This is a genomic window from Rothia nasimurium, assembly GCF_928381415.1.
GTDB classification, from domain to species: domain Bacteria; phylum Actinomycetota; class Actinomycetes; order Actinomycetales; family Micrococcaceae; genus Rothia; species Rothia nasimurium_H.
Window position 1 is genome coordinate 82,843 of the sequence record NZ_CAKMSF010000002.1, and the last position, 25,587, is coordinate 108,429.

Below are 25,587 nucleotides of genomic sequence, written 5' to 3' on the forward strand. Positions count from 1 at the left end.
GTACCCACTGTACCGATGGTGCTTATGACAGGACGCCGGCCCCCACCCCCCTGCCTACGGGCAAGGAGGTGGGGGCCGGCGTCCGCGCAGAAGTTTCTGCGAAAGCCTAGGAGCTTAGAGACCCAGAGCGTTGTACCAGGCCAGCTTTGCCTGGCCCAGGTCGTTGAGCTCAGCGGTCATGAAAGCGGTTCCCTTGGTCCAGACCAGGGTGCCGCCCTCGAACTGCTGGGTGACAATGGTGGTGCCGTTAGCGGTTGCCTCGGTTGCCTCAGCAACGGGGGCACCCAGCATGGTCATCTCGTTCCAGATGTTCCAGTTACCGCCGTTAGCCCAGTCGTTGTAGGAGGAGAAACGACCGCGGTCATCCAGGTTCAGAGCCTCGGTCAAGGCGGAGGACTCAAAGGGCTGGGCGCCTGCCAGGGGCTTGCCCTGGGCATCGGCCTTGATGTAGACCACCTTGTTAGCGTCTACGCGCAGTTCAAGCACCTGCTGCAGGGGAATGAACTTAGCTGCTGACCAGTCATAGGTGGCATCGATCTCGGTGCCAGTTGCGGTGCGGTCCATCAGACCAGCACCCCAGGTAACGGGGGATGCGGTGGTCTGGTTGTCCCAGTTGATGCAGGTGCCGTAGTCGTCGTACTGGATGAAGTAGTGAGAGATAACAGCGGTACCGGTGGAGTACAGGGCGTAGCCGTGGTCATCCCAGGTAACGGGGGTGGAGCACTGCTCAGCGGTGGTGTTGTAGAAGAGGGCACGCAGTTCTAGGGCACCGGTCTTCCAGTGCTTGGTGTACTCGTTCTGGTAGAGGTAGGTACCGTACTCAGCGGGCTGAGCCAGGTAGGCTGCGAGCGCATCGGTATTGATCATGAGCGCACGGTCCTGGGCAACGGAGTAGATAGCAGAGACGTTGCCGCCGAAGTCCTGGGTGACCAGGTCAGCGGTTGCCTTTGTGAGCTCGCCACCGGTCTCAGCTACGGCAACACCGTTAGCGGCGGCAACTGCGCGGGCATCGGCAATCTTGTTGGCAGCATCGCCGAAGTTGGTGTCGGCAGGAGCCTCGGGAGCTACGGGCTCAGCGGGAACCTCGGGTGCAACCGGAGTTTCAGGCTGAGCAGGCACCTCGGGTACAACCGGGGTCTCGGGCTCAGCGGGAGTCTCAGGAGCTACAGGCTTAGCGGGAACCTCAGGTACAACCGGGGTCTCGGGCTCAACAGGAGTCTCAGGAGCTACGGGCTCAGCGGGGACCTCAGGGGCAACCGGGGTCTCGGGCTCAGCGGGAGTCTCGGGTGCGACAGGTTCTGCCGGGGTCTCAGGCAGGACGGGGGTGGTTTCAACAACGGCGTTGTTGGTGAAGCAGGTGCGGGTCTTGGAGCGCTCTGCCTGCCAGGTCTTGGCCTCAGCAGAGTTGAGGTTGATGTAGGAACCAGCCTGGGTCTTTTCATCCAGCACAACGAGCCAGCGGGTCTTGCCGTCGTGGGTGGTGATGGATAGGCCACAGTGGCTGTGCTTCCAGGGGGCTGACTCAGCATTGCCGAACTTCTCAGCACCACCGGCCTTCATGAAGGCTTCGCCGGCTGCGCCGGTTACTGCCTGCACGCCGCCGTACTTGCCCTGGGTGACAACACCGTTTTCGAAGGTCTGCTGGGTAGCGCCGTTGGCGAAGGTCTGCTGGGCGCCGGTTGCTGCGCCGAGGGCGTCCTTATTCTTTTCCCAGTAAGCGCCGATGGGGGTGGTGGTATCCACTGTCACGGCATCTGCGGCGAAAGCGCCGGGGGCCATGGTCAGCGAAAGGCCGAGGAGGGTGGATACGCCAAGAGGTGTACGGAGGCTCTTCAATGCTTTCCCTAAAAGTTCGTGGTGATCAAGTGCTCTGCGCCTGAAAGAGGTGGGTGGGGCTTCAGACCTGCGATGCAGAGTAAAAAGTGTGCACCCTCAAAACTACCAGCTTATGCACAGGGAAGAAACCGACCATTTAGGGGACAAGTGTGGTCCCACTGGGGGATATGTCTGCTAATAGCAGCGCGGTACAAACAGTGCCGGGGAACAGCTCTGACCTAAAACAGCACCGTGGCAAAGGTTGCACGCTGTTCCCATCCCGTTGCCGCGTAGAGGGCGCGGGCCGGGGCGTTGTAGTCGTTGACGTAGAGGGATAGGTGGGGGAAGCGCTGACGAATCAGGTGGCAGGCCTGAGCCAGGAGTACCGGGGCCAGGCGGTGGCCTCTGTAGGCGGGGTGCAACCAAACCCCTTGAAGCTGGCAGGTGGAGTCGTGAGCTAAACCCAGGTCGGTCTTGAAAATCACCACATTTTCGCTGTTAACAGCGACCAAGGTTCGTCCGGTGCGGGTGAGTTCGTCGATACGGCGGGTGTAACCGGCCGGGTCGCGCGTCATGGGGTCGTAACCCACCTCTTCGGTAAACATCGCAACCGAGGCCCGCAGCAGACTGGGTCTGTCGTCGGTACGGGCCCAGCGCACCGGCTCTGTGATGGCGGGGGCACCCAGCGCCGGGCGAGTCAGGGGTGCGCGGACGAGCTCACGCAGGTCAGCTGTTGGCGGCAGTTCAAGCAGGGGTTGGTTTTCTCGCACGTCAAAGGGGGTGGGCATACGGGAAGCCAGGTGGGACCAGATACCCAACACAGGTTCACTGTGCCCAAAGATGGAGCCGATACGGCGGTTGTGCCGCCAGATGTACGCCGCCACCTGACGTTGGTAGGGCTCGGGTACGGTCAGCGGTACGCAGTTAGCTCCCAGCCAGAAGGCACCAACCAGGCAGTAGCGGGGTTCGGCAGGCCCCGATAGAGGCGCGGACGCCGGAGCCAAGGTCTCTGCCAGCCCCGGTATGGCAGCGCGTGGGGCGGTAGCCTCCTCGGCAAAGTGGGCTCCAGCTGAACTGCCCACTTTGGTAGCAGCTTTCGCAAGAAGCCCCTCTAGGGCAGAACGCACACGACCAGGTAGTTTCTCCCCCACGGTTTCGGTGAGGTGCGCACTCGAGCCGGCAGGGGCGTCCTTGCTTCCCCATTCCCCGGGGAGATCTCGGGGGGCAAAAATCCCCATGAAACCGTGGGGCGTTTTCAAAGAGGTCAGGGCACTAGGGGCCGGTAGGCCAAAGTGGTGCAGGTGCTCGGCGGCAAAGAGAAAGCCCACCGGGTCCGACTCAATCATAGTTTCAAGTTCCGCCCGGTCATCGATGGTAAGGGGGCGGATCAGGGCATCTTCTGCCCCGCGGGAGAAACGTGAAAAGACGGTCACGGTGGGCTTTTCTTCAGCTGCTTAGGAAACTGAGACGGTGGGTTCGCCTGAAAGGTCAATTTCGCCGCGTTCTTCCATCTCGCGGGCAATGCGGTTGGCCTCTTCAATCAGGGTCTGCACGATGTCTTCTTCGGGCACGGTCTTAATAACCTCGCCCTTGACGAAGATCTGCCCCTTGCCGTTGCCAGAAGCTACACCCAGGTCGGCCTCGCGGGCTTCGCCGGGGCCGTTGACGACGCAGCCCATGACGGCCACGCGCAGGGGCACCTTCATGCCTTCAAGGCCCTTGGTGACGTTCTCAGCCAGTTCCCACACGTTCACCTGGGCACGGCCACAGGAGGGGCAGGAAACGATATCGAGCTTGCGGGGGCGCAGGTTCAGGGACTCAAGAATCTGGGAGCCAACCTTGACCTCTTCAACCGGGGGCGCAGACAGGGAGACGCGGATGGTATCACCAATACCCTCTGAGAGCAGGGCGCCGAAGGCAGTTGCCGACTTGATGGTGCCTTGGAAAGCAGGGCCTGCTTCGGTGACGCCCAGGTGCAGGGGCCAGTCCCCGGCAGCTGCCAGCTGGCGGTAGGCTTCAACCATGATGACGGGGTCATTGTGCTTGACCGAAATCTTGAAGTCCTGGAAGCCGTGCTCTTCAAAGAGGGAGGCTTCCCAGACAGCTGACTCAACTAGAGCCTCGGGGGTCGCCTTACCGTACTTTTCCAGCAGGCGCTTATCGAGCGAACCGGCGTTCACACCGATACGGATCGAGGTGCCGTGATCCTTAGCGGCTGCAGCGATTTCCTTAACCTGATCATCGAACTTACGGATATTACCGGGATTCACGCGCACAGCACCGCAACCGGCTTCGATAGCGGCGAAGACATACTTGGGCTGGAAGTGAATATCGGCAATAACGGGAATCTGGGACTGCTTAGCGATAATGGGCAGGGCTTCTGCGTCCTTATCGGTGGGGCAGGCAACGCGCACGATATCGCAACCGGCAGCAGTCAGCTCGGCAATCTGCTGCAGGGTCGCGCCAATATCGTGGGTTTTGGTGGTGGTCATGGACTGCACCGAGATAGGAGATTCTGAGCCAACGCCTACGCTACCGACCTTAAACTGGCGGGTTTTACGGCGCGGAGCCAAAACGGGCGGCGGAGCAGCGGGCATTCCAAGGGCGACCGAGGTCAAATCTTCCTCCAAAGGTTCTTTGGCGGTGCGGTCTTGCGCACCTGTTCAACTATCTATTGTGCCACGCTTCAGCTCAAAGAGCGGTTGAGCTAAAGCACACAGGGGCGGGGACGCCCTCGCAGCTGATTGGAATGGATGAGCAAGGGCGGTGCAGGGACGCCCTCTAGCCGACTAACCTTCTTGAGCTCGCGCTGGGGCGCTCGCTCAATTCATGCCAGCCTCGCAGGCTCGGCTGATTCGCGAAGATTTCTTTTTCGCTTCGCGGAAATCCTCGCTCATCCCAGCCAGTCGGCTGCGAGGGCATCCTGCCCCACCTACTCAGCTCCTAGAACACGCTCACCGGCTTGAAGATATCGGCGGCTACCAAAATCACGGTCATCAGCAGGAAGGCACCGGCTACCACGTAGGTCAGGGGTAGCAGCTTGACGGGGTCGAAGGGGCCGGGGTCGCGGCGTCCGAGCAGCTTGGCGGTCTTGCGGCGGAAGCCCTCCCAGAGGGCGCCCAGAACGTGCCCGCCGTCAAGGGGCAGCAGGGGTATGAGGTTGAAGGCAAAGAGCATGAGGTTCATTTGGGCAACCAGGGAAACCAGGGAGGCTGCCTTATCGCGCAGAATAATCTGGTCGTGGGCGGCAATTTCACCGGCGATGCGCCCCACACCCACGACTGAGACCGGGCTGTTGGCGTCGCGCTCGCCGTTGGTGACCAGGGTGACGGCTACCCCGTAGACGCGGGCGGGCAGCTTGATGAGGGTGGCTCCAATACGCTGCAGCGACTCCCCTACTGTCGGCAACACCTCGCCAATGGTTCCGGGGGTTAGTTCGCTGGTGGGGCCGATGCCGATGAAGCCGACTTCCTGGGTCTGGTAGCTTCCGTCGGAGTTGGTGAGGTAGGTTCCGGTGAGTTCATCGTAGATAGGGCGTACGGTCAGCATGGGGGTGATGGTGAGCTCTAGGCTCTGCCCCTTGCGTTCTACGGTGAGAGGCACCTCGGTATCGGCGTTGGTGCGAATGAGCTCGGTCAGCTGGTCCCAGCTGGTAATGGTCTGCCCGGCAAAGACGGTGACGGTATCCCCCGGTTGCAGGCCCGCTGCGTTGGCGGGTGACCGAGGGTCTTCTACCCCGCATTCGGTGGAGTTGGCTGTGTTGGCGTTAGTGGAGTCCACGGTTTGCACGCACTGGGCAACGGTCTGGACGCTGGTGGTCGGCTGATAGGAGCCAAAACCGGTAACCAGCACCATGGTTGCCACCACACCGATGAGCAAGTTCATGAAAGGCCCACCCAGCATAATGATGATGCGCTTGTAGACCGGCAGCTGGTAGAAAAGCCTGCCCTGGTCTGCCTCGGTAATACGTTCAGCGTCCGCCGCCCGTGCTTCGCGGGCAAGCTGCTGTAGGGGGCTGGTGCCGCCGGCGCGCCCGTCCGTTCCGTCTTTGCCGGGCGGGTACATGCCAATCATGGAGATGTAGCCACCCAGGGGCAGGGCCTTGAAGCCGTATTCGGTTTCCCCGCGCCGCCAGGAGAAAATCGTCTTGCCAAAGCCAATCATGTACTGGGGTACGCGCACACCAAAGAGTTTGGCGGGCACCAGGTGCCCCAGCTCGTGCAGGGCGATAGAGGCGGCGATAGCCAGGGCCATCAGCACTACACCGACGATGAAAAGTAGGACGGTCACGCGAGGGTGCTCCTTGTAGATGCGGCGCCCGTGGTGGTTGGGCAGGTCATCTGCCAGAGTACGCCATGGGGCTGGGAGCTGTCGCCTTAGATGGCCTTGGAGTTTGCCCACAAAGAGGGAGGGCGAGCAGGTCTTTGGGGTGGTTTTTACCTTTACTTTTGGGTCAAAAAGGCCTTTACGTCACAAAGTGTCAAAGAGGGGATTTCTGGGATCTAATCTAGGCTGCGGCGGGCGCTCAGAAAGCAGGAAAGAGCCCTCAATATCTGCGATGACTAGTAGAAATGTCGATTAATAGCACACCTTGGTGTTTTTAAGCATCTACCATACCTATTTTGTTTTACGGGGCAAACTAGGCAGAATAAAAGAAGAAAGCGCGCCGCCTCAGCAAAGGCGCCACCCCCATCACTTCACGAGGAGCACTCATCATGACTGCACAGGTTGAAGCCCCCACCACGGGAGTCTTTGTCAACGAACAATCCACCGCCGCCTGGGAAGGCTTCACCCCCGGCCCCTGGCAAGACAGCATCGACGTGCGCGGCTTCGTCCTTGCAAACTACACCCCCTACGAAGGCGACGCCGCCTTCCTCGCCGGGCCCACCGACAAGACCCTGCGCGTCTGGGACACCCTCGAAAAGAACTACCTCTCCGTCGAACGCAAAAACCGCGTCTACGACGTAGACACCCACACCCCCGCCGAAATCGACGCCTTCCCCGCAGGCTACATCTCAGACGACGACAACGTCATCGTCGGCCTCCAAACCGACGTCCCCCTCAAGCGCGCCATGATGCCCAACGGCGGGTGGCGCATGGTCGAAACCGCAATCCGCGAAGCCGGTAAAGAACCCGACGAAAACATCAAGAAAATCTTCACCGAATACCGCAAGACCCACAACGACGCCGTCTTCGACATCTACACCCCCCGCATCCGCGCGGCCCGCTCCTCCCACATCATCACCGGCCTACCCGACGCCTACGGTCGCGGCCGCATCATCGGTGACTACCGCCGCGTAGCCCTCTACGGCGTCGACAATCTCATCGCCGACAAAGAACGCGCCAAGCACGCCGTTGCCGATCAAGGCTTCTCAGAGCACTGGGCCCGCTACCGCGAAGAGCACTCCGAACAGATCAAGGCCCTGAAGCGCCTCAAGAAGATGGCGGCCCTCTACGGCTTCGATATCTCCGGTCCCGCCCGCACCGCCCAAGAAGCTGTGCAGTGGACCTACTTCGCCTACCTGGCCTCCGTCAAGTCCCAGGACGGCGCCGCCATGTCCATCGGCCGCCTCTCAGGCTTCCTCGACGTCTACTTCGAACGCGACCTCGCTGCCGGCCTCATCACCGAAACCGACGCCCAGGAAATGATCGACGCCCTCGTCATCAAACTCCGCATCGTCCGCTTCCTACGCACCATCGACTACGACCAGATCTTCTCAGGCGACCCCTACTGGGCCACCTGGTCAGACGGCGGCTTCGCCGACGACGGCCGCACCCTCGTCACCAAAACCTCCTTCCGCCTCCTGCAAACCCTCCGCAACCTAGGCCCCGCCCCCGAACCCAACATCACCATCTTCTGGGACGAAAACCTACCCACCGGCTACAAGGAATTCTGCTCCGCCATCTCCATCGAAACCTCCTCCATCCAATACGAATCAGACCCCCAGATTCGCGAACAGTGGGGCGACGACGTCGCCATCGCCTGCTGCGTCTCCCCCATGAAAATCGGCAAGCAGATGCAGTTCTTCGGCGCCCGCGTCAACGCAGCCAAAGCCCTGCTCTACGCCATCAACGGCGGACGCGACGAAATGACCGGCAAACTCATCGTCGAAGGCTACGAACCCATCAAGGGCGACGGCCCCCTCGACTTCGACGAAGTCTGGCTCAAGTACGAAGAAATGCTCGACTGGGTCATCGCCACCTACGTCGAGGCCCTCAACATCATCCACTACAGCCACGACAAGTACGCCTACGAGTCCATCGAAATGGCCCTGCACGACTCAGACATCATCCGAGCCATGGGCTGCGGCATCGCCGGCCTCTCCATCGTCGCTGACTCCCTCTCAGCCATCAAGTACGCCAAGGTAACCCCCGTCCGCGACGAAACTGGCCTCATCGTCGACTACATCACCGAAGGCGACTTCCCCGCCTACGGCAACGACGACGACCGTGCCGACGACATCGCCGCCACCATCGTCCACACCGTCATGGAGAAAATCAAGGCCATCCCCCTCTACCGCGACGCCATCCCCACCCAGTCCGTGCTGACCATCACCTCCAACGTGGTCTACGGCAAGGCAACCGGTAACTTCCCCTCCGGCCACCGCGCAGGCACCCCCTTCTCCCCCGGCGCCAACCCCGAAAACGGCATGGACACCCACGGCATGGTCGCCTCCATGCTCTCAGTCGGCAAGCTGGACTACGAAGACGCCCTCGACGGCATCTCCCTGACCAACACCATCACCCCCACCGCCCTCGGCCGCACCAAGGAAGAACAGGTCACCAACCTGGTCGGAATCTTGGACGCAGGATTTATTCCTGAAGAGGACTAAAACTACAGAACGGCTCCCCAGGTTCGCGCTCGCTGCCGACCCTCTCACCTGGTTCGCTTCGCTCACAAGGCGATTCACGCCAGCCACCGAGCCAGCAGCTTCGCCGCGAACCTGGGTTGCCGCCCTATTTCAATCAACTCACCACTAAGGAGAACATCATGGCCGTCAAGACCTACGAAGAGCGCCTCGCATCCATGAAGGCAAACCGCGCCAACAAGACCGCGCCCAAGGGCCTCTACCACGCCAACATCAACGTCCTCAACCGCGAAACCCTTGAGGACGCCATGGAAAACCCCGACAAGTACCCCAACCTGACCGTCCGCGTCTCGGGCTACGCCGTCAACTTCGTGCGCCTCACCCGCGAGCAGCAGCTCGACGTACTCTCACGCACCTTCCACCACGGAGCCTAGTGATTCTTCATGTCACTTGATATCTCTCACGAGATAACCGATACCGCCGGCGAGCTAGCATTTGCTCCGCCGGCGGACCGGCATTCCGGGGCCGGAACCTGGGGTCTGGGTGAGCTAACAGAACTCGAACGCAGCGCCCAGCTCAAACTCATGCGCGAAGGCCAGCTAGGTTCAGTACACTCCTGGGAGCTGGTGACTGCCGTTGATGGGCCCGGCACCCGCATGACCATCTTCATGAACGGCTGCCCCCTGCGCTGCCTCTACTGCCACAACCCCGACACCTTCAACATGAAGGACGGCAAACCCGTCATGGCTGCCGACCTTATCAAAAAGATTAAGCGCATGCGTAAGGTCTTTAAAGCCACCGGCGGCGGTATCACCATCTCCGGTGGCGAGGTGCTCATGCAGCGGGCTTTCGCTGAGAATATCCTCATCAGTGCCAAGTCCCTGGGGATCCATACCTGTATTGACACCTCGGGTTTCCTGGGGGCCCACGCCTCAGATGAGTTTCTCGATAATGTAGACCTGGTGCTACTCGATGTTAAATCGGGCTCTGAAGAGGTGTATCAGGCGCTCACCGGCCGGGCTCTGCAACCCACGATTGATTTTGGGGACAGGCTCTCAGCCCTCGGCAAGAAAATCTGGATCCGCTTTGTGCTGGTGCCCGGCTACACTGACGCCCCCGACAACATTGAGAAGGTAGCCGACATCGTCTGCCGCTGGCGGAATGTGGTTGAGAGGGTGGAGGTACTCCCCTTCCACCAGATGGGCACCGACAAGTGGGAGTCCCTGGGCTACGACTACAAGCTCAAGGACGTCCACCCGCCCAGCAAAGAAGCCACCGAAGCCGCCCGCGACATCTTCCGCGCCCGCGGCCTCACCGTCTTCTAGACTCCATACATCAAACGATGACCCCTCGCTTCTCTCTTCACCCCATGGATTATCTCAGGGTGAAGAGAGAAACAAGGGGGTCATCTCTTTAGATACGCCTACGCAGGGGTAGGTCTATGCCTGCCCCAGAATCTCGTTGGCACGGGTGCGGGCCCAGGCTTCTGCCTCAAGCACCGCTTCCAGAGTCAGAGAACCTGACTCGGCCAGGGCCGAAGAACTCGCGTGCTCATCGAGCACCTGCCCGGTTGTCTCAATCATGTCGGTAAAACGAATAGCACCGGCGTGGAAGGCAGCTACCGCCTCCTCGTTCGCCGCGTTGAAGACCGCCGGGAAGGTACCGCCCCGCTGGCCCGCACGCTTAATCATCTCCACAGCCGGGAAGGCCTTATTATCCAGGGGTTCAAAAGTCCACTCGGTAGCCTGCGACCAGTCGCAGGGCTGCGCGATACCGGGAATACGGTGGGGCCAGGTCAGTCCCAGGGCAATGGGCAGCAGCATGGTGGGCGGGGACGCCTGAGCCAGGGTCGAGCCGTCCACAAACTGCACCATAGAATGCACCACCGACTGGCGGTGAACCGTCACATCAATGCGGTCCAGGTCAATGCCGAAGAGGTGGTGGGCCTCCAGCACCTCCAGGGCCTTATTGACCATAGAGGCCGAGTTGGTGGTCACCACCAGCCCCATGTCCCAGGTGGGGTGGGCCAGGGCCTGCGCCGGGGTGACCTCCCGCAGCTGCTCGTAGGTCATACCCCTAAAGGGCCCACCCGAGGCGGTCAGCACCAGCCGGTCAATCTCCCGGTCGGTGCCCGAGGCCAAAGCCTGGGCCAGAGCAGAATGCTCAGAATCCACCGGAATCATGGGCTGTCCCAGTGGCGAAGCATCAACGGCAGCCTTGACCAGCTCGCCACCGGCAATCAGCGATTCCTTATTAGCCAGTGCTACCTGGGAGCCTGCCTGCAGGGCAGCCAGGGTGGGTTCCAGGCCGATAGAGCCCGTGATGCCGTTGAGCACCACGTCCGCCCCGGCGCGCGCGGCTGCGGTAGCGGCGTCCTTGCCCCACTCAATCTGGGGGCTGTAGCCCGGTGCCAGCTCTGCCAGCAGCGAGCGCAGGGTGGTGGCGTCCGCTTCGGTGCCGCTGGTGGCGACCAGGTGCGGACGCAGGCGGGCGGCCTGCTCTGCCAGCAGGGGCAGGGAGCGGGAGCCGACTGAGAGGGCGGTGACGCGCACGGGAGCGTCGTCGCTACCGGTGGAAGTTCCTGCCAGGGAGTTGAGGTGGTCGATGACCTGCACGCCCTGGGTGCCGATGGACCCGGTGGAGCCGAGCAGGGTAACCGTCCGCCCACCTATCAGGAAGTCTGCTAGCTGGTCGGTGAGGGTTTCGCGGGAGGCGCCGAAGCGCTGAGTTGAGCCAAATCGCATGATTCTATTTTCCGGTAAGGTGTCGGGCCGGTCCTAGCAAAATCGCCCAGGAGCGACGGGCGGGATCGGTTGTCAGGTAGCGGTAGCCCCAAAAGGCGAAGTGCCCGGCGGTGGCGAGGGCCAGCCCACCGGCTAGGGTGGTGAGGGTGCTTTTCTTCATACCTTAAGTTTTACACCCCGGTAGGTACCATCTAGGTCAGAAAAACCCACCTAGTTGATGGTCATTTCTGACCTAGATGGTACCTACCCTGCTAGCCGACGATGTCGAAACTCTGCAGCTTCTTCTTACTCGCCTTACCGCCCTCGGTCTGCAGGCCCAGCAGTTCAGCGTAGATACCGCCGGAGGCCGCCAGCTCAGCAGGGCTGCCCACCGCGTCAATCCGCCCCTCCTTGAGGGTGACGATACGGTCCACCGTTGCGATGGTCGAGAGACGGTGGGCAATGATGAGGGAGGTTCGGCCCTCCATCAGCTCTTCCAGTCCCTTCTGTACAGCCCGCTCGGCCTTAGTGTCCAGGGCGCTGGTAGCCTCGTCAAGAATTAGAATCGGAGCGTCCTTGAGCATGGCCCGGGCAATAGCAATACGCTGCTTCTGGCCGCCTGAGAGCTTCAGGCCGCGCTCGCCGATGAGCGACTCGTAGCCGTCCGCAAACTTCGAGATGAAATCGTGGGCGTTCGCCTTAGTGGCAGCCTCGATGATCTGCTCACGGGTAGCGTCGGGGCGGCCGTAGGCAATATTCTCGGCAATAGTGCCCGAGAAGAGCGAGGCGTCCTGGAAGACCATGCCAATCAGCGAGCGCACCTGCGCCAGGTCGCTGCCGGCAATATCCATGCCGTCAACCAGCACCCGGCCCTCACGGGGGTCATAGAGACCTTCGAGCAGGGCCATGAGGGTCGACTTACCCCCGCCGGACTCCCCCACAAAGGCAATACGCTCACCGCGATTCACCGCCAGATTAATCCCGTGCAGCACATCTGCTTCGCCCTCATAGCCGAAGGTCACGCCCTCAAAGCGGACGAGTTCGGCCCCGGGTTCAGCGGTGAGGCTGGCGGCAGCGGCGTCAGTAGCGGTTTTTGTAGCGGAGTCCGGACGCACCCCGGCAGCCCCGGCGGTAATGGCCAGGGCTCGGGCGTCTGACTGCCGTTCCATGACCTCGAAGTAGTCCTTAGAACCGGCAATAGCGCGCTGGGCGGTGTCGACAATCCAGGAGAGCGAATTGATGGGAGCTACCGCCATGGCCAGAAGCTGAATGAGCAGCACCATGTCGCCGATGGTGAAGTCCCCGGCCAGGGTGCGCAGGAAAATCAGCAGGTAGAGGGCGAAGAAGATGAGGTTGAGGAAGGACAGGCGGGCAACGTCCATAGTGTGCCAGAACTTAGACTGGGCGCGGGTGAGCCCGATGGTCTTTTCGAAACGGCCACCGAAATCAGTGAGTTCTCGGCGCTCGCGGCCGAAGGACTTTACTACGCGAATCTGCCCGATAACTTCAGCAAAGCGGCCGGACGCAATGTCGATATTCTCGTTCTTCTCGCCTTCCCAGACCTGCCATTTTTCGCTGGTTTTGCTGGTGAGCCAGAAGTAGACCGGGAAGATAATAATGAGCAGCAACCCCAGGGGCCAGTAGTAGATGGAGCTAATCACAATCACCGAGACCGTGGTGAGCACCAGGGAGATGAAGGTGTTGCTCATGGTTTTGACGAAGTTGGTGACTTCGGTGATGGAGCGGTTGAGACGGGCGATGATGGTGCCGGTCAGCTCGGTGTCGAAGTAGGACAGGGGCAGGGAGAGCAGTTTCTCGTAGTAGCGCACCGACAGGATGGTACGCATGCGCTGACTCATGACATCGCCAATGTAGCCGCCGATGTTGGTGGTCAGCACGCTCACCAGCTGGGCTGCCAGGTAGGCAACCGCGAACCAGGCGATGGCTGTGCCGGTGGTGGGGGCTGAACCGTTCAGGTGCCCCACGACGGCATCGGTTGCCCCTGAAATAATGAAGGGGGCCAGCAGGGAGGTTGCGCTGGTAAGCACCGCACAGATGATGATTCCTACGAAGTAGGGCCACAGCTCTTGAGTAGCTCTAACGATTCTGGCGATACTTTTCATGAAAATCCCTACCTGCCGGTGTTCTTGTGGTGCCCCACTACCCTACCGCCGGCGTCCCCCCACCTGGTTGAGGGAGCAGTGTTCTTTTGCCCACGCGGGTAACACAAAGCCCCGGTGGGCGTCTTGTCCTTGGGTAAGGACGGACGCCCGCCGGGGCTTAGAGACTAAAGGGCTAGGCCGCTAGGGCTTAGGCCTTGTTCTTGGTGATGGCACCGTAGATCCAGAGGACCAGCAGTGAGCCTATGACGGCGGTGAAGAGGGTACCAATACCGACACCGCCGCTCATACCATCTGAGAGGAAGGGCAGGAAGGAACCGAGCCAGCCACCGAGCATAGCACCTACGATACCGAGCACCATGGTAACCAGGATGCCGCCGCCCTGCTTACCGGGCATAATCAGCTTTGCGATAGCACCTGCGAGAAGACCAATGATAATCCAACCGAAAATTGACATGTTTTCCTTCTTTCATAGGGTTACGGGGGTGAGCCCGAATTGTTCAGCGTGCTTCTAGTTTATATCAAAATCCAAGATAAAGCTAAGCAAGCTACAAGTGTGTTGGCTTACCATTTCCCCGCGTTATACCCTCGACCCCCACACAGAAACCCCCCACCACCGACAAACCCTGCCATGGGTTGCCAGCAATGGGGGTTTCCAGCAGGCGCGATCCTACCGCTCTTAGTGGTCAATAGCTCCTTCGGCTCCAACGCCGGTAAGAGAGCGAACTTCCATCTCAGCCTGCTTGATTTCATCTTCCTTATCGCCACCGAGTGAGCCCAGGAAGCCCAGCAGGAAGGCTGCAGGAATCGCTACGATACCGGGGTTAGCCAGGGGGAACCAGGCAAAGTCAGCACCGGGAATCATAGAGGTCTCAGCACCGGACATCACCGGGGAGAAGATAATCAGGATCACCGAGATGCCCAGACCACCGTACATAGACCAGAGGGCACCGCGGGTCTTGAAGCCCTTCCAGAAGAGGGAGTAGACGATGGTGGGCAGGTTAGCCGAGGCAGCTACCGCGAAAGCCAGAGCCACCAGGAAGGCTACGTTCTGCCCCTGAGCGCCGATACCACCTGCAATGGACAGCAGGCCAATAACAACCACGGTGGTTTTTGCTACGCGGATTTCCTTGGCGGGGTCAGCGTTGCCCTTGCAGATAACGTTGGTGTAGATATCGTGGGCGAAGGAGGCGGACGCGGTAATCGCCAGACCCGCCACCACGGCCAGAATGGTTGCGAAAGCAACCGCCGCGATAACACCCATCAACAGGGAACCACCCAGCTCGAAGGCCAGCAAGGGGGCTGCCGAGTTGACGCCGCCGGGAGCTGCCTTGATGGCATCCGCACCCACCAGAGCTGCAGCGCCGAAGCCCAGCACCAGAGTGAAGAGGTAGAAGAGGCCGATCAGCACGATAGCCCAGACCACCGACTTACGCGCCTCCTTAGCTGTGGGAACGGTGTAGAAGCGCATCAGAACGTGAGGCAGGCCAGCTGCACCAAAGACCAGAGCCAGGGAGAGAGAGATAAAGTCCAGCTTGGTCAGGTCATTTAGACCGTATTTGAGGCCAGGCTCCAGAATAGCCGGGTTACCGGAGGTTTCAACCGCCGAGCCGAGCATCGCGGAGAAGTTGAAGCCGTAGATTGCCAGAATCCAGATGGTCATAATAGCAACGCCAGAAACCAGCAGAACAGCCTTAATAATCTGTACCCAGGTGGTACCCTTCATACCGCCAATCAGAACGTAGACGATCATAAGTACGCCCACGATAATGATGACCAGTGACTGGCCAGCCTTGGAGCTAATACCCATCAGCAGGGAGACCAGGGCACCCGCACCGGCCATCTGAGCCAGCAGGTAGAAGAGGGTAACTGCCAGAGTTGAGATACAGGCAGCAATTCGAACGGGGCGCTGGCGCAGACGGAAGGAGAGCACATCCGCCATGGTGAACTTACCGGTGTTACGTAGGGGCTCAGCTACCAGCAGCAGCGCTACCAGCCAGGCAACCAGGAAGCCAATCGAGTAGAGGAAGCCATCATACCCCTGCAGGGCAATAGCACCCACAATACCCAGGAAGGAGGCAGCCGAGAGGTAGTCACCCGCGATAGCAAGACCATTTTGGGTACCGCTAAAGGATCGCCCACCGGCGTAGTAGTCTGCCGCGGTCTTGTTGTTCTTAGAGGCGCGAAGCACCACCACCATGGTGGCCAAAACGAAAGCCCCAAAAACCGCCATGTTCACCCAGGGGGTGCCCACGGTCTGAGTGCTAGCTTCAGCCGCGAGGAGGGTTCCTGTAGTCGTCATGAAAAGTTCACCCCTTAGTGAGCCTTGTGGGCATAGTTGCCGGATTCAATGTCGCTGCGCAGGCTAGCTGCACGGGGGTCAAGCTTGCGGTTAGCGAAAGCTACATACCAGCCAGTAATAGTGAAGGTGGTAACGAACTGCAAGAGACCAAAGATAATGCCGATATTGACATTGCCCAGCACCTTGGTTGCCATGAAGCCGGGGGCATACACCGCCAGAATCACATACAGCAGATACCAGACCAAGAAGGCCACAGTCATGGGGAAGACGAAAGACCTGTGGGTTGCGCGAAGCTCTTTAAACTCACCGCTATTCTGAGCTGCCTTGAAATCAACGTGCTCAGCGTCGATTAGAGGCTGGTGAGATTCTGGTGATGCGTGTGCCATCACTACCTCCTTTGTGTAACTCAACACACATTAGCGTGTTATCTACGTTACATACAAGTCTCTAGACTAAAAAAGGTGGACCACCCGAAATATTTCGGGTGGTCCACCTATCAAGTGGTCCTAGATGCTGGAAGCAGCCGTATCGTTCAGATACTCAATAGCCCTGTCCAAGAAGGCATCGACCTGGGTTTCCTCATAGCTGAGGTCCCCCGTTGCCGGGCTAAAAGCTGCCGCCCTAATATCAGCGGGGGCGAGGACGTCCGCCCCCTCCATGTGAGCAAAAAGCCGGTCACAGAGAGCGTCGACTTCTGCCGTGAAATACCCCTTGGTCAACTTTTTAGCGGGTCTGCGGAAGCGCTCGCCGGCAGGACGCTCGAGACGCCCAAGCAGGAGCTCCCGTAGCTCTTGCACCGCCTGATCCCAGGTGTGCTGCCCGTACCGCTGCAGATACAGTTGCTTCTCTAGCTCACAGAAACGGTCTTCAACCTTATCGAGGGCAGCATCGACGTCCTGCGGGTCATAGCCCCCGCTCTCCCCCTCAAAGATGGCTTCACGCACCGTCCGGGAGGTATGTATGTCCTTGCCCAGCTCTGCGCCGGAAAGCATCAATTCATAGTCGTCGGCTAGGCGGGTGAAGAAGGAATCTACAGCAGCTACCGAGTACCCCTTCTCGTGGGAACTAACCCGGCGGAATTCACCGGAAGATTCAGCCTGATGTTTCATTGAGCCTCCAAATATCTGACAGCCCTCTGCCTCTTAGAAGAGAGCTGAGAGTACCGAGAAAATCACGTAGCCGATGGCGATAGCGAACACGATGGAATCCAGGCGGTCCATCACGCCACCGTGGCCGGGCAGAATATTCGACATATCTTTGATGCCGATTTCACGTTTGACCATGGACTCCCCCAGGTCGCCCGCTGTTGAAGCTACGACCAGGAAAATCGCCACAACCAGGCCGTACCACCAGGGGTCACCGATGAAGAGCGAACAGATGATGCCCACGATAATCGAGCCCACCATCGACCCGGCAAAGCCCTCCCAGGTTTTCTTGGGGGAGATTTTGGGGGCCATGGGGGTCTTGCCCCATTTCACGCCGGCGATGTAGCCCCAGGTGTCGTTGCCGATAGCCATGAGCAGAATCATGAGCACCTTACCGGGGCCCGATTCTTCGCGGTAGAGCAACAGGGCCAGGGAAATCATGAAGGGTACCCATGACATCACGAAGATGGAGCCCATAATCGACATAATCATGCCGTCTCGGTGCCCCACGATACGCCAGCCAATTAGCACCAAAATCGAGGCGACCACGGTAAAAATTAGCCAGGACCCGCCCCCGTAGTAGGCGGCAAAGGGCATGACAAAGGCTGTTGCAACGGCAGGAATAACGGGGATTCCCATGCCGCGTTTCTGGTTGAGCCCGTGGCAGACCTCCCAGGTACCTACCGACACGGCAGCAGCCGCCAGGAGCACAAGGATAAGAGGGACGAAAAACAAACCCACCGCCAGCAACGCGCCCAGCACGAGGCCGACGGTGATGGCGGCGGGTAGGTTCCTGCCGGCTTTAGAGGCCTGGGGCGGCTGTTCTTGAGATTGAACAGTCATTCGGATTTAGACCTCGAGCAGTTCAGCTTCCTTGGACTTCAGCAGCGCATCAACAGTGTCGATGTGCTTCTTGGTCAGGGCATCGAGTTCCTTTTCACCGCGTGCGCCCTCGTCCTCACCGATTTCGCCGTCCTTGACCAGCTTGTCGAGAGCAGTCTTGGCGTGGCGGCGGGTGTTGCGCACAGCAACGCGGCCTTCTTCAGCCTTGTGGCCTGCCATCTTGATGTATTCCTTGCGGCGCTCTTCGGTCATTTCGGGCATGACAACGCGCACAACGTTGCCGTCGTTAGCGGGGTTAGCACCGAGGTCGGAGTCGCGGATTGCCTTTTCAATGGCACCCAGGGCGCTCTTGTCGTAGGGGGTGATCAGGACGGTGCGAGCTTCGGGGGTCTGGAAGGACGCCAGCTGCTGCAGGGGGGTGGGTGCACCGTAGTAGTCTGCGGTGAGGTTTGCGAAGAGGGCGGGGTTGGCGCGTCCGGTGCGGATTGAGGCGAATTCGTTCTTGAGGGCCTCGACGGACTTGTCCATCTTTTCGCCGGCTTCGAGTAGGGTTTCTTCAACCATCTGTTGTTAGTCCTTTAGGGTTGTGCCCGTCTGTGGGCGCGGTGTAGGTAGTCTTTATCTAGTCTAGTGGTCGTGGCGCGTTTAGGCAGTGACCAGAGTGCCAATCTCTTCACCTAAAATTGCGCGAGCCACGTTTCCCTCTCCCTGCATACCGAAGACACGCATGGTGACGTTGTTGTCCTTGCAGAGGGAGAAGGCGGTCTGGTCCATGACGCGGATGTTGCGCTTGAGGGCCTCGTCGTAGGTGAGCTTGTAGAGACGCTCGGCGTTGGGGTCCTTGTTGGGGTCGGCGGTGTAGATGCCGTCCACGCCGTTCTTGGCGACGAGGACCTCGTCGGCGTGGATTTCGAGGGCACGCTGGGCTGAGACGGTATCGGTGGAGAAGTAGGGTAGGCCTGCACCGGCGCCGAAGATGACGACGCGGTCTTTTTGCATGTGGCGGATGGCGCGGCGGGGGATGTAGTTTTCTGCGACCTGTTGCATGGAGATAGCGGACTGGACGCGGGTGTCGATGCCGGCCTGCTCAAGGAAGTCCTGCAGGGCAAGAGAGTTCATGACGGTACCGAGCATACCGATGTTATCGGCGCGGGAGCGGTCCATGCCGGCTTCTGAGAGCTCTGCGCCGCGGAAGAAGTTGCCGCCACCGACGACAACTGCGACTTCGACCTGGCCGATGGTTGAGGCAATCTGTTCTGCGATGCCGCGGACGACCTCGGTGGAGATGCCGACTTCACCGCCGCCGAAGACCTCGCCGGAGAGCTTGAGTAGGACGCGGCGACGGCCGGTGTCGTCGCGGTGGATGGTTCGGGTTGACTCTGCCATGGTGGCCCTCCTGAAAAAGGTCAAAAATTTTTTGCGGCATCCGTTGCGCGCTTTGTTTCTAGCATACGGCAAAGGGGAGCCCCTGTGCGGGGCTCCCCTGAGCTATGAGCTTTTTTGGTGCTCAATCACACCTGACGAGTATTAGGCGCCGACGCGGAAACGCTCGAAAGCGGTTGCGGTTGCACCGTTCTCCTCGAGAACTGCAGCTACAGACTTTGAGGAGTCCTTAGCGAAGTCCTGGTCGAGCAGGGTGTTCTCCTTGTAGAAAGCCTTGAGCTTACCTTCAACGATCTTGGGGATGATCTGCTCGGGCTTGCCTTCGCCACGTGCGGTTTCTTCAGCAACGCGCTTCTCGGCCTCGATGTCCTCAGCTGAGATGGAGTCTGAGTTGAGGTACTTGGGGCTCATTGCAGCGATGTGAACGGCTACGTCGTGAGCAACTTCCTCGGTGTTCTCGCCAGCTACTGCGAGCAGAACGCCAACCTGTGCGGGCAGGTCCTTGGAGGTCTTGTGCAGGTAAACTGCAACGTTCTCGCCCTCAACGCGAGCTACGCGGCGAACAACGATCTTTTCGCCGAGCAGGGCGCCTGCTTCGGTGGTGAGCTCGTCGACGGTCTTACCTTCGTAAGAAGCTGCCTTGAGTTCTTCCAGGGTGGAAGCGTTAGCGGCAACTGCTGCTTCGAGAACGTCGTTACCGAACTTGATGAAGGGCTCGGACTTAGCAACGAAGTCGGTTTCTGAGTTAACTTCGATCATGAAGCCAACGCCGTTTTCTACGCGGGCAGCAACGAGGCCTTCTGCGGTTGCACGGCCTTCGCGCTTGGTGACGCCCTTGAGGCCCTTAACGCGGATGATTTCCATTGCCTTCTGCTGGTCGCCGTTGGCCTCGTCGAGGGCCTTCTTGACGTCGAGCATGCCTGCGCCGGTCTTTTCGCGCAGAGCCTTGATGTCGGCTGCGGTGTAGTTCGCCATGGTGAACTCCTTATATTTTGAACAGATTAGGGAAATCTATTGGGCTCTTACCGGTGGTGCCGGTAAGAAAGGTGAGAACGGCACCCACCGAATGTGGGCGGGTGCCGTTTCTCTTATGAGGCTTTACTTAGCTTCTTCAGCGGGTGCTTCTGCCTTGGCAGCTTCGTGCTGCTCGAGCAGTTCGCGCTCCCATTCAGCCATGGGCTCTTCAGAAGCGTTAGCTGACTTGCCGGCCTTCTTGTTTTCGCGTTCCAGCAGACCTTCGGCAACTGCGTCCGCGATGACGCGGGTGAGCAGGTTGACGGAGCGGATTGCGTCGTCGTTGCCGGGGATGGGGAAGGAAACTTCGTCGGGGTCGCAGTTGGTGTCGAGGATAGCAACTACGGGGATGCCGAGCTTCTGAGCTTCGTCAACAGCCAGGTGTTCCTTCTTGGTGTCAACAACCCAGATCAGTGAGGGAGCCTTGGTGAGGTTACGGATACCACCGAGGGTCTTCTCGAGCTTCTCGTGCTCGCGACGCAGAAGCAGCAGTTCCTTCTTGGTGAACTGTGAGCCTGCGACGTCGTCGAAGTCGATCTGCTCGAGTTCCTTCATGCGCTCGATGCGCTTTGAAACGGTTGCGAAGTTGGTGAGCATACCACCGAGCCAGCGGTGGTTGACGTAGGGCATGTTCACGCGGGTAGCCTGCTCAGCGATGGCTTCCTGAGCCTGCTTCTTGGTACCAACGAACAGAACGGTGCCGCCGTGAGCAACGGTTGCCTTAACAGCTTCGTAAGCCTGGTCGATGAAGGCCAGTGACTGCTGCAGGTCGATGATGTAGATACCGTTGCGCTCGGTGAGGATGAAGCGCTTCATCTTGGGGTTCCAGCGGCGGGTCTGGTGACCGAAGTGGACACCTGAATCGAGAAGCTGGCGCATAGTTACGACGGGCATGTCGTCTCCTTATTAGTGTGGGTGCCGGGCGGGCCCCTGATTCCAGGCTAGCTCCGCTCCGCGCATAGTAGTTATCGGTTTACATGTGGAACCTGTGGGCGTGAGCCCGCTCCCCTGGTAACACTCAGACTTTTTCGTTGGAGTGACGAAGCTGTCTCAGACCTTCACCGGCATGTGCCGGACCGAAAGTTCCTTATCAACTAGAGGCTAGTTGCTTCGCGTTACGCGACGTCAGATCCCGGGTGAAGCTCGCGTGAACGGCTCGCCAAGGAGAGGTCTCTATGTAAAGGGATTCCCCTTGCCCTTGCACTGCCTGTTTTTGGGCAGGGCACAGGGGCAAACTGCAATCAATAACTATACCGCATTATTGGGCTTTAATCACCGGGGTTTTGGCTCTTGTGGTGGCAGGTTTCCAGTGGTAAAGATGGAGACAACCTACGGTTGGCGCCACCTGGGGTAAGGGGCGGGCTCCGACCGAAAGGGGTTTATCGTGTCTTTTCTTGTATTGCTCTCTAGAAGGCTTGTGAGGTTTCTGGGGGTTTGTTGTGCCCTGCTTTTAGTAGGGGTAGTAACCCCGCTAGCTTTTGCGGGGCGGACGCCACCCTGGCAGGCCCCGGTGGAGGGGCAGCTTACCGTGGTTCGGGGTTTTGAAAAACCGGCTGCCCGCTGGGCTGCCGGGCACCGCGGCGTTGACCTTGCGCTGGAAGCGGGTGGGCGCGTCCTTGCCCCTTATGAGGGGAAGGTAGTTTTTGCTGGAACCGTAGTTGACCGGCAGGTGCTTACCCTTGAGCACCCGGACGGGCGGCGGTCGTCCTTTGAACCGGTTTCTGATTCGCTGCCGGTAGGTAGCCGGGTGCAGGCCGGGGACGCCATCGCCCAGCTAGATTCTGAGGTTCAGCACTGCGCCCCGAGCTTTTGCCTACACTGGGGTGTGAGGGAACCGGCCCCGGGCTCTGAAACAGCACGCAGGGGGCTCGATTACACAAACCCCCTGCTCCTGCTAGGGCTTGAAGGCCCCAGCGTGCTACTGCCTATCGGCGATGATTTCTCTGCCTAGCGGATGCGCTGCACCCCACCTTCGGCGGTCCACCGCACAACCGCGCCCTTGGTGAAGCTCACCGTCACTGACCCATCGGGATGGGAAACCTCATCGGTAGTGGGGAAACCCAGCGATGATGTATAGCCGTTATTGACCCAGTACCAGTAGATTCCGCCATCTGCCACCAGGGTCTTAGCGCCCGTGGTAGGTGACCATACGAACAGGGTGCCTGCACCTGAAGGCGTCGTAAAGCGCTGCTGGGCGCCGCCGCCGGGAACAGCTTGCTCATCGGTGTCGGGGAAGCCATAGCGTGCAGTTCCACCTGCTGCTGTAAACCGGCCGCCAATAGCACCGGCCTCCCACACCACCTGGGTTCGATGGTGTCGAGGTGTCCAGTAGAAGGCAAATCGACGCCCGTCAGCAAGAGCAAACTTCTGCATCGCGCCACCGGTGATAGCAGTCTCTGCAAAGAGCGGGTACCCATACCCGTTCTCGTAGCCACCGGCTCGGTATCTTGCCCCGATACCTCCCGAGAAGTTCACGGGGTAGGCCCCGGTGCGGGCAGTCCAGTAGATAGTGAAATTACGCGAGAAGTTCTGCCCCGCTCCCCCATCACGCAGGGGAAACTCAGCACTCGTCGGCGTTCCAAAAGTAGCGGCTGCCCCGTGGGCGTAGTAGTAGGCTCCGATAGCACCAATCAGCGGGAAACCGCGGGTATCTGCAACAGCTGAAACTGCACGGGGAGCGTTAACAAAACGGTACCCGTTGACGTTTGATCCTGTGTCCTTAAGAATGGTGCGAATCTGCTCTACGGTCAGGTTCGGGTTGCGTTCCTTCATCATAGCGATAATGCCACTCACGTGAGGGGCAGCCATTGAGGTGCCATTGAGCGGTCCGTACCCGGGCCCCGCCTGGGTGTAGGCACCTGTATTCACAGTTGACCAGACATCTGATCCAACCGCACCACCAGGGGCCAGCACATCAAGCATGGGCCCCCAGTTGGAGTAACCTGTCATCACATTGCCGTTAGCGGTTGCACCGACCACGATAGCTCCCAGACAGTTAGCCGGTGAGGTGCCAACTGCGTTTGCACCAAAGTTACCTGCCGCCGCAACGACCGGAACATTCCGTGCGTGAGCCGCATTGATGGCGTCCTGCAATACTTTGGAGCAGGTTGCCGAGTAAAAGCCTTCGGAGTAGTTAACGACGTGAGCTGGTGTGGGGTTGGCAGGAGCACCAGGGACGGGCACACCTGCACTCCAGGCAATGCCCGCAGCCTGGTCAGAAGTGTAGGCGCGGCCGTTGACACCCATAATGCGGGAATGCTGAATTCGAGCATTAGGGGCTACACCGGCTACTCCTGCCCCATTATCGGTTGCGGCGGCAGCGATACCAGCTACGTGGGTTCCGTGCCACATAGAACGGGGAACCTGAGGCCCCCAGTCGCCTTCATCGTTGGGGTTGGGGTCCCAGCCGTTACCGTCCCGGCTCTGATCGGCCGAGACAAAGTCATAACCGGGTAAAGTCTTTGCAGCTAGTTCGGGGTGCCAGGTCTGCCCGGTATCAGCGATACCGATGATGATGCCCTCACCGGTAGCGTATCGCCAGGCACCGGGCGCATCGATAGCTCGCATATTCCACTGATGACTAGCAAAGTAAGGGTCGCTAGGAGGATTACGGGGAATAGCGGCCTGGCCGGTTGTGATGATGAAATCGGGTTCAGCGTATTCAACATCAGGTTGCTCTTCGAGAAGCTCAACCACCTGCGCCTGTTCATCCGGGGTCATCATCTGCTGAACATCTACAACCTGGGCCTGCTCAACTGTCTCATGCGAGACTTCTGCGGTGTCTACGGCCGCAGTGGCGTCAGCGACCTCTTCCAGAATCTGGGCCTGTTCTTGGCCGTCTACCCCGTCCTTAAATTTCACCACCAGACGGTCGGTATCTGGTTCAGCTGTCGGCTGGTAGCGGGTGGTCATTTCACCTGCGGGGCCAGCGGACGGGCCACCGCTGACCTGCCCCTGGATTGCGGTGTCGCCACCTGCACCCTGAGGTGGGGCTGCCTGGGCCGCAGTGGGTTGGGTCGCAAATAAAAAACCCGCTGCAAGCACCAGGGAACAGGTGCCTGCAACGGACTGCAAAAATGGCGAACGGGCCATAACTACTCCCTCAAATGTGTGTTTCTACACAGCATACGGTATGAGGAGGTAGTTAAGGGGCACCGCTATGAGCGCACGTATGCTACCGGAGTAACAATGCCGGTCTCAGCTGACCAGACCAGCAGGGTCTCGGTGCCGTCAGCTGCACGGAAGAGCTGCTGGGCACCACCTTCAATGCTGTATTCATTAGCTACCGGCTCGCCAAAGGCATCAGCACCACCCTGAGCGTAGTAGTAGGCGCCAATACCACCGATAAGCTTGGGTTCAACCTTGTCGAGGGCCTCTTCCAGAATCACGGGGAAGTCGTAGTTGTGGTGCTGGATGCCAGGTAGCACGGTGAAGTCTACGTTGTTGAAACCGGCAGCTGCGTAGACGTTGTAGCCGTTTTCTGCTGCCCCGTAGGCTGACCAGGCAATCGGCCAGGTTGCGCCCACACCGTCCTCAGAACCGATATACCACTGCAAGGAGAAGTCCTGGGCGGTCTCTGAGGGCAGGGTCTGCATGCCGTTACTGTTACCGCCACCGACCATCACGGAGCCGCCGCCGGTGCGCCAGGCGTCCTGACTGTCAGCCAGCAGTTCAAAGCCGGTGATTTCAGCGCCGCCGGAGTGGCCGATGGTCCAGACGTTGGAGGAGTCCAGGCCTGCTTCAGCAATGAAAGAGCTAGCGAAAGAGCGGAACCAATCGCCGTTAGCGTCCATGGACTGCCACCAGGTGATGCCGTTGCCGCTTGCGTCCTTATCGGGCGAGATAACGGGCACGAAAATCATGTTGCGCTCATTCGCTACCTCGGCCATACCGAGCAGCTGTGAGTTGTTGGGGGAATGAACCTTGGACTGGTTGGTGAACCAGTAGTCCCCGTCGAGGTAGAAGACAACGCCTACGGGCTGGGCCCAGTCGATGTTCTCTGCGTAGACGTGGTAGTTGGAGCTCACACCAGCTTCTGAGGTGTAGGTCGCGAACTGGGTGGTGTTGGTGGTTGCCTGAGCACTGGTAGTACCAGCAACGAGCAGGGAGCTAGCCAGCAGACCGGTTGCGAGTACGGGCGCGGTGATGCGCTTGAGGGAGAAAGACATAGTTTCCTCTGGGATAGGTGGAATGCGAGTGATTGAAAGTGAAACTTTCCTCAGCAAATGTAGCATCCGCCAGGTAAGAGTGGGGGAACTGCGTGAGAATAGCCGGTGAACGGGGCGTGTCGCCCACACCCTGGGTAGGGTACAAAAAACGCCTTGCCTTTCTGAAAGTAGAAAGGCAAGGCGTTTATAGTAGGGCCGGCGGGGCTTGAACCCGCGACCAAGGGATTATGAGTCCCCTGCTCTAACCAGCTGAGCTACAGCCCCA

Annotated in this window: 22 protein-coding genes and 1 tRNA gene; 4 read left to right on the plus strand and 19 right to left on the minus strand. The window is 59.6% G+C overall.

Translation table 11 applies throughout. From position 1 onward, the window contains the following. Positions 1–114 precede the first annotated feature (114 nt). From L7A20_RS02255 to L7A20_RS02270, 4 genes are all read right to left on the minus strand, one after another. Positions 115–1,836: a hypothetical protein gene (locus L7A20_RS02255; RefSeq protein WP_237222271.1), complete on the minus strand. Its 1,722-nt coding sequence runs from the start codon at positions 1,834–1,836 to the stop codon at positions 115–117. A gap of 218 nt (positions 1,837–2,054) precedes the next feature. Beyond that, on the minus strand, positions 2,055–3,248 hold the full coding sequence (locus L7A20_RS02260; RefSeq protein ID WP_237222272.1) for a DUF4081 domain-containing GNAT family N-acetyltransferase: 1,194 nt from the start codon (positions 3,246–3,248) through the stop codon (positions 2,055–2,057). Positions 3,249–3,269: 21 nt separating this feature from the next. Continuing rightward, a complete protein-coding gene (gene ispG / locus L7A20_RS02265) occupies positions 3,270–4,433 on the minus strand; it encodes a flavodoxin-dependent (E)-4-hydroxy-3-methylbut-2-enyl-diphosphate synthase (RefSeq protein WP_185173294.1) in 1,164 nt (387 codons plus the stop codon). Between the two features lie 325 nt (positions 4,434–4,758). Then, a complete protein-coding gene (locus L7A20_RS02270) occupies positions 4,759–6,069 on the minus strand; it encodes a M50 family metallopeptidase (protein WP_423817421.1) in 1,311 nt (436 codons plus the stop codon). 461 nt (positions 6,070–6,530) lie between these two features. Here L7A20_RS02270 and L7A20_RS02275 point away from each other — a divergent pair, with 461 nt between their 5' ends. From L7A20_RS02275 to pflA, 3 genes are all read left to right on the plus strand, one after another. Further along, a complete protein-coding gene (locus L7A20_RS02275) occupies positions 6,531–8,648 on the plus strand; it encodes a pyruvate formate lyase family protein (protein WP_237222274.1) in 2,118 nt (705 codons plus the stop codon). A gap of 158 nt (positions 8,649–8,806) precedes the next feature. After that, complete coding sequence (grcA2, locus tag L7A20_RS02280; protein ID WP_083093496.1) at positions 8,807–9,058, plus strand: autonomous glycyl radical cofactor GrcA2; 252 nt, start codon at positions 8,807–8,809, stop codon at positions 9,056–9,058. Positions 9,059–9,067: 9 nt separating this feature from the next. Next, positions 9,068–9,949 (plus strand): pyruvate formate-lyase-activating protein, encoded by an 882-nt coding sequence (gene pflA / locus L7A20_RS02285; protein ID WP_237205497.1) that lies wholly within the window; start codon positions 9,068–9,070, stop codon positions 9,947–9,949. Between the two features lie 114 nt (positions 9,950–10,063). Here pflA and dxr read toward each other — a convergent pair whose 3' ends face one another. The 12 genes from dxr to rpsB all read right to left on the minus strand — a co-directional run bounded on the left by dxr (position 10,064) and on the right by rpsB (position 21,048). Continuing rightward, on the minus strand, positions 10,064–11,296 hold the full coding sequence (gene dxr, locus L7A20_RS02290; RefSeq protein ID WP_237222425.1) for a 1-deoxy-D-xylulose-5-phosphate reductoisomerase: 1,233 nt from the start codon (positions 11,294–11,296) through the stop codon (positions 10,064–10,066). A gap of 76 nt (positions 11,297–11,372) precedes the next feature. Next, positions 11,373–11,528, minus strand: a complete 156-nt coding sequence (locus L7A20_RS02295; protein ID WP_237222275.1) for a hypothetical protein — start codon at positions 11,526–11,528, stop codon at positions 11,373–11,375. A 91-nt stretch (positions 11,529–11,619) separates the two neighbouring features. After that, positions 11,620–13,470, minus strand: coding sequence for an ABC transporter ATP-binding protein (locus tag L7A20_RS02300; RefSeq protein WP_237222276.1), 1,851 nt, complete (start codon positions 13,468–13,470; stop codon positions 11,620–11,622). A 187-nt stretch (positions 13,471–13,657) separates the two neighbouring features. Then, the gene (locus L7A20_RS02305; RefSeq protein WP_237205495.1) at positions 13,658–13,924 is read right to left on the minus strand and encodes a GlsB/YeaQ/YmgE family stress response membrane protein; all 267 of its coding nucleotides are present in this window, start codon (positions 13,922–13,924) and stop codon (positions 13,658–13,660) included. Positions 13,925–14,146: 222 nt separating this feature from the next. Beyond that, complete coding sequence (locus L7A20_RS02310) at positions 14,147–15,769, minus strand: solute symporter family protein (RefSeq protein WP_237222277.1); 1,623 nt, start codon at positions 15,767–15,769, stop codon at positions 14,147–14,149. Between the two features lie 14 nt (positions 15,770–15,783). Then, on the minus strand, positions 15,784–16,155 hold the full coding sequence (locus L7A20_RS02315; protein ID WP_237205493.1) for a DUF485 domain-containing protein: 372 nt from the start codon (positions 16,153–16,155) through the stop codon (positions 15,784–15,786). A 120-nt stretch (positions 16,156–16,275) separates the two neighbouring features. Beyond that, entirely contained in the window at positions 16,276–16,878 is a 603-nt protein-coding gene (locus L7A20_RS02320) for a DivIVA domain-containing protein (RefSeq protein WP_237197292.1), read from the minus strand. Positions 16,879–16,911: 33 nt separating this feature from the next. Beyond that, positions 16,912–17,757: a phosphatidate cytidylyltransferase gene (locus L7A20_RS02325; protein WP_237205492.1), complete on the minus strand. Its 846-nt coding sequence runs from the start codon at positions 17,755–17,757 to the stop codon at positions 16,912–16,914. A gap of 6 nt (positions 17,758–17,763) precedes the next feature. Continuing rightward, the gene (gene frr / locus L7A20_RS02330) at positions 17,764–18,321 is read right to left on the minus strand and encodes a ribosome recycling factor (RefSeq protein WP_185173305.1); all 558 of its coding nucleotides are present in this window, start codon (positions 18,319–18,321) and stop codon (positions 17,764–17,766) included. A gap of 81 nt (positions 18,322–18,402) precedes the next feature. Continuing rightward, positions 18,403–19,143 carry a UMP kinase gene (gene pyrH / locus L7A20_RS02335; RefSeq protein ID WP_135012806.1) on the minus strand — a complete coding sequence of 247 codons (741 nt, stop codon included), beginning with the start codon at positions 19,141–19,143 and terminating at the stop codon, positions 18,403–18,405. Between the two features lie 141 nt (positions 19,144–19,284). Then, entirely contained in the window at positions 19,285–20,115 is an 831-nt protein-coding gene (tsf, locus tag L7A20_RS02340; protein WP_185173306.1) for a translation elongation factor Ts, read from the minus strand. 123 nt (positions 20,116–20,238) lie between these two features. Next, the gene (gene rpsB, locus L7A20_RS02345; protein WP_185173307.1) at positions 20,239–21,048 is read right to left on the minus strand and encodes a 30S ribosomal protein S2; all 810 of its coding nucleotides are present in this window, start codon (positions 21,046–21,048) and stop codon (positions 20,239–20,241) included. Between the two features lie 634 nt (positions 21,049–21,682). On the opposite strand from rpsB, the gene L7A20_RS02350 reads away from it, so the two are divergent. Further along, positions 21,683–22,105 (plus strand): M23 family metallopeptidase, encoded by a 423-nt coding sequence (locus L7A20_RS02350; protein WP_237222278.1) that lies wholly within the window; start codon positions 21,683–21,685, stop codon positions 22,103–22,105. Here L7A20_RS02350 and L7A20_RS02355 read toward each other — a convergent pair. The 3 genes from L7A20_RS02355 to L7A20_RS02365 form a co-directional block, all read right to left on the minus strand. Then, positions 22,102–24,246, minus strand: coding sequence for a S8 family serine peptidase (locus tag L7A20_RS02355; protein WP_237222279.1), 2,145 nt, complete (start codon positions 24,244–24,246; stop codon positions 22,102–22,104). The two genes, L7A20_RS02350 and L7A20_RS02355, sit on opposite strands and share 4 nt — an antisense overlap. Positions 24,247–24,311: 65 nt before the next feature. Then, positions 24,312–25,322 (minus strand): hypothetical protein, encoded by a 1,011-nt coding sequence (locus tag L7A20_RS02360; RefSeq protein ID WP_237222280.1) that lies wholly within the window; start codon positions 25,320–25,322, stop codon positions 24,312–24,314. A 190-nt stretch (positions 25,323–25,512) separates the two neighbouring features. Beyond that, positions 25,513–25,586, minus strand: a tRNA-Ile gene (locus tag L7A20_RS02365). Between the last annotated feature and the right edge of the window lies 1 nt (position 25,587).

Coding starts and splice junctions, on each gene's coding strand:
- L7A20_RS02270 (WP_423817421.1), bottom strand. CDS start 6,069: ATGGCCCTGGCTATCGCCGCCTCTATCGCCCTGCACGAGCTGGGGCAC.
- L7A20_RS02275 (WP_237222274.1), top strand. CDS start 6,531: ATGACTGCACAGGTTGAAGCCCCCACCACGGGAGTCTTTGTCAACGAA.
- grcA2 (WP_083093496.1), top strand. CDS start 8,807: ATGGCCGTCAAGACCTACGAAGAGCGCCTCGCATCCATGAAGGCAAAC.
- pflA (WP_237205497.1), top strand. CDS start 9,068: ATGTCACTTGATATCTCTCACGAGATAACCGATACCGCCGGCGAGCTA.
- L7A20_RS02295 (WP_237222275.1), bottom strand. CDS start 11,528: ATGAAGAAAAGCACCCTCACCACCCTAGCCGGTGGGCTGGCCCTCGCC.
- L7A20_RS02300 (WP_237222276.1), bottom strand. CDS start 13,470: ATGAAAAGTATCGCCAGAATCGTTAGAGCTACTCAAGAGCTGTGGCCC.
- L7A20_RS02305 (WP_237205495.1), bottom strand. CDS start 13,924: ATGTCAATTTTCGGTTGGATTATCATTGGTCTTCTCGCAGGTGCTATC.
- L7A20_RS02310 (WP_237222277.1), bottom strand. CDS start 15,769: ATGACGACTACAGGAACCCTCCTCGCGGCTGAAGCTAGCACTCAGACC.
- L7A20_RS02315 (WP_237205493.1), bottom strand. CDS start 16,155: ATGGCACACGCATCACCAGAATCTCACCAGCCTCTAATCGACGCTGAG.
- L7A20_RS02320 (WP_237197292.1), bottom strand. CDS start 16,878: ATGAAACATCAGGCTGAATCTTCCGGTGAATTCCGCCGGGTTAGTTCC.
- L7A20_RS02325 (WP_237205492.1), bottom strand. CDS start 17,757: ATGACTGTTCAATCTCAAGAACAGCCGCCCCAGGCCTCTAAAGCCGGC.
- frr (WP_185173305.1), bottom strand. CDS start 18,321: ATGGTTGAAGAAACCCTACTCGAAGCCGGCGAAAAGATGGACAAGTCC.
- pyrH (WP_135012806.1), bottom strand. CDS start 19,143: ATGGCAGAGTCAACCCGAACCATCCACCGCGACGACACCGGCCGTCGC.
- tsf (WP_185173306.1), bottom strand. CDS start 20,115: ATGGCGAACTACACCGCAGCCGACATCAAGGCTCTGCGCGAAAAGACC.
- rpsB (WP_185173307.1), bottom strand. CDS start 21,048: ATGCCCGTCGTAACTATGCGCCAGCTTCTCGATTCAGGTGTCCACTTC.
- L7A20_RS02355 (WP_237222279.1), bottom strand. CDS start 24,246: ATGGCCCGTTCGCCATTTTTGCAGTCCGTTGCAGGCACCTGTTCCCTG.
- L7A20_RS02360 (WP_237222280.1), bottom strand. CDS start 25,322: ATGTCTTTCTCCCTCAAGCGCATCACCGCGCCCGTACTCGCAACCGGT.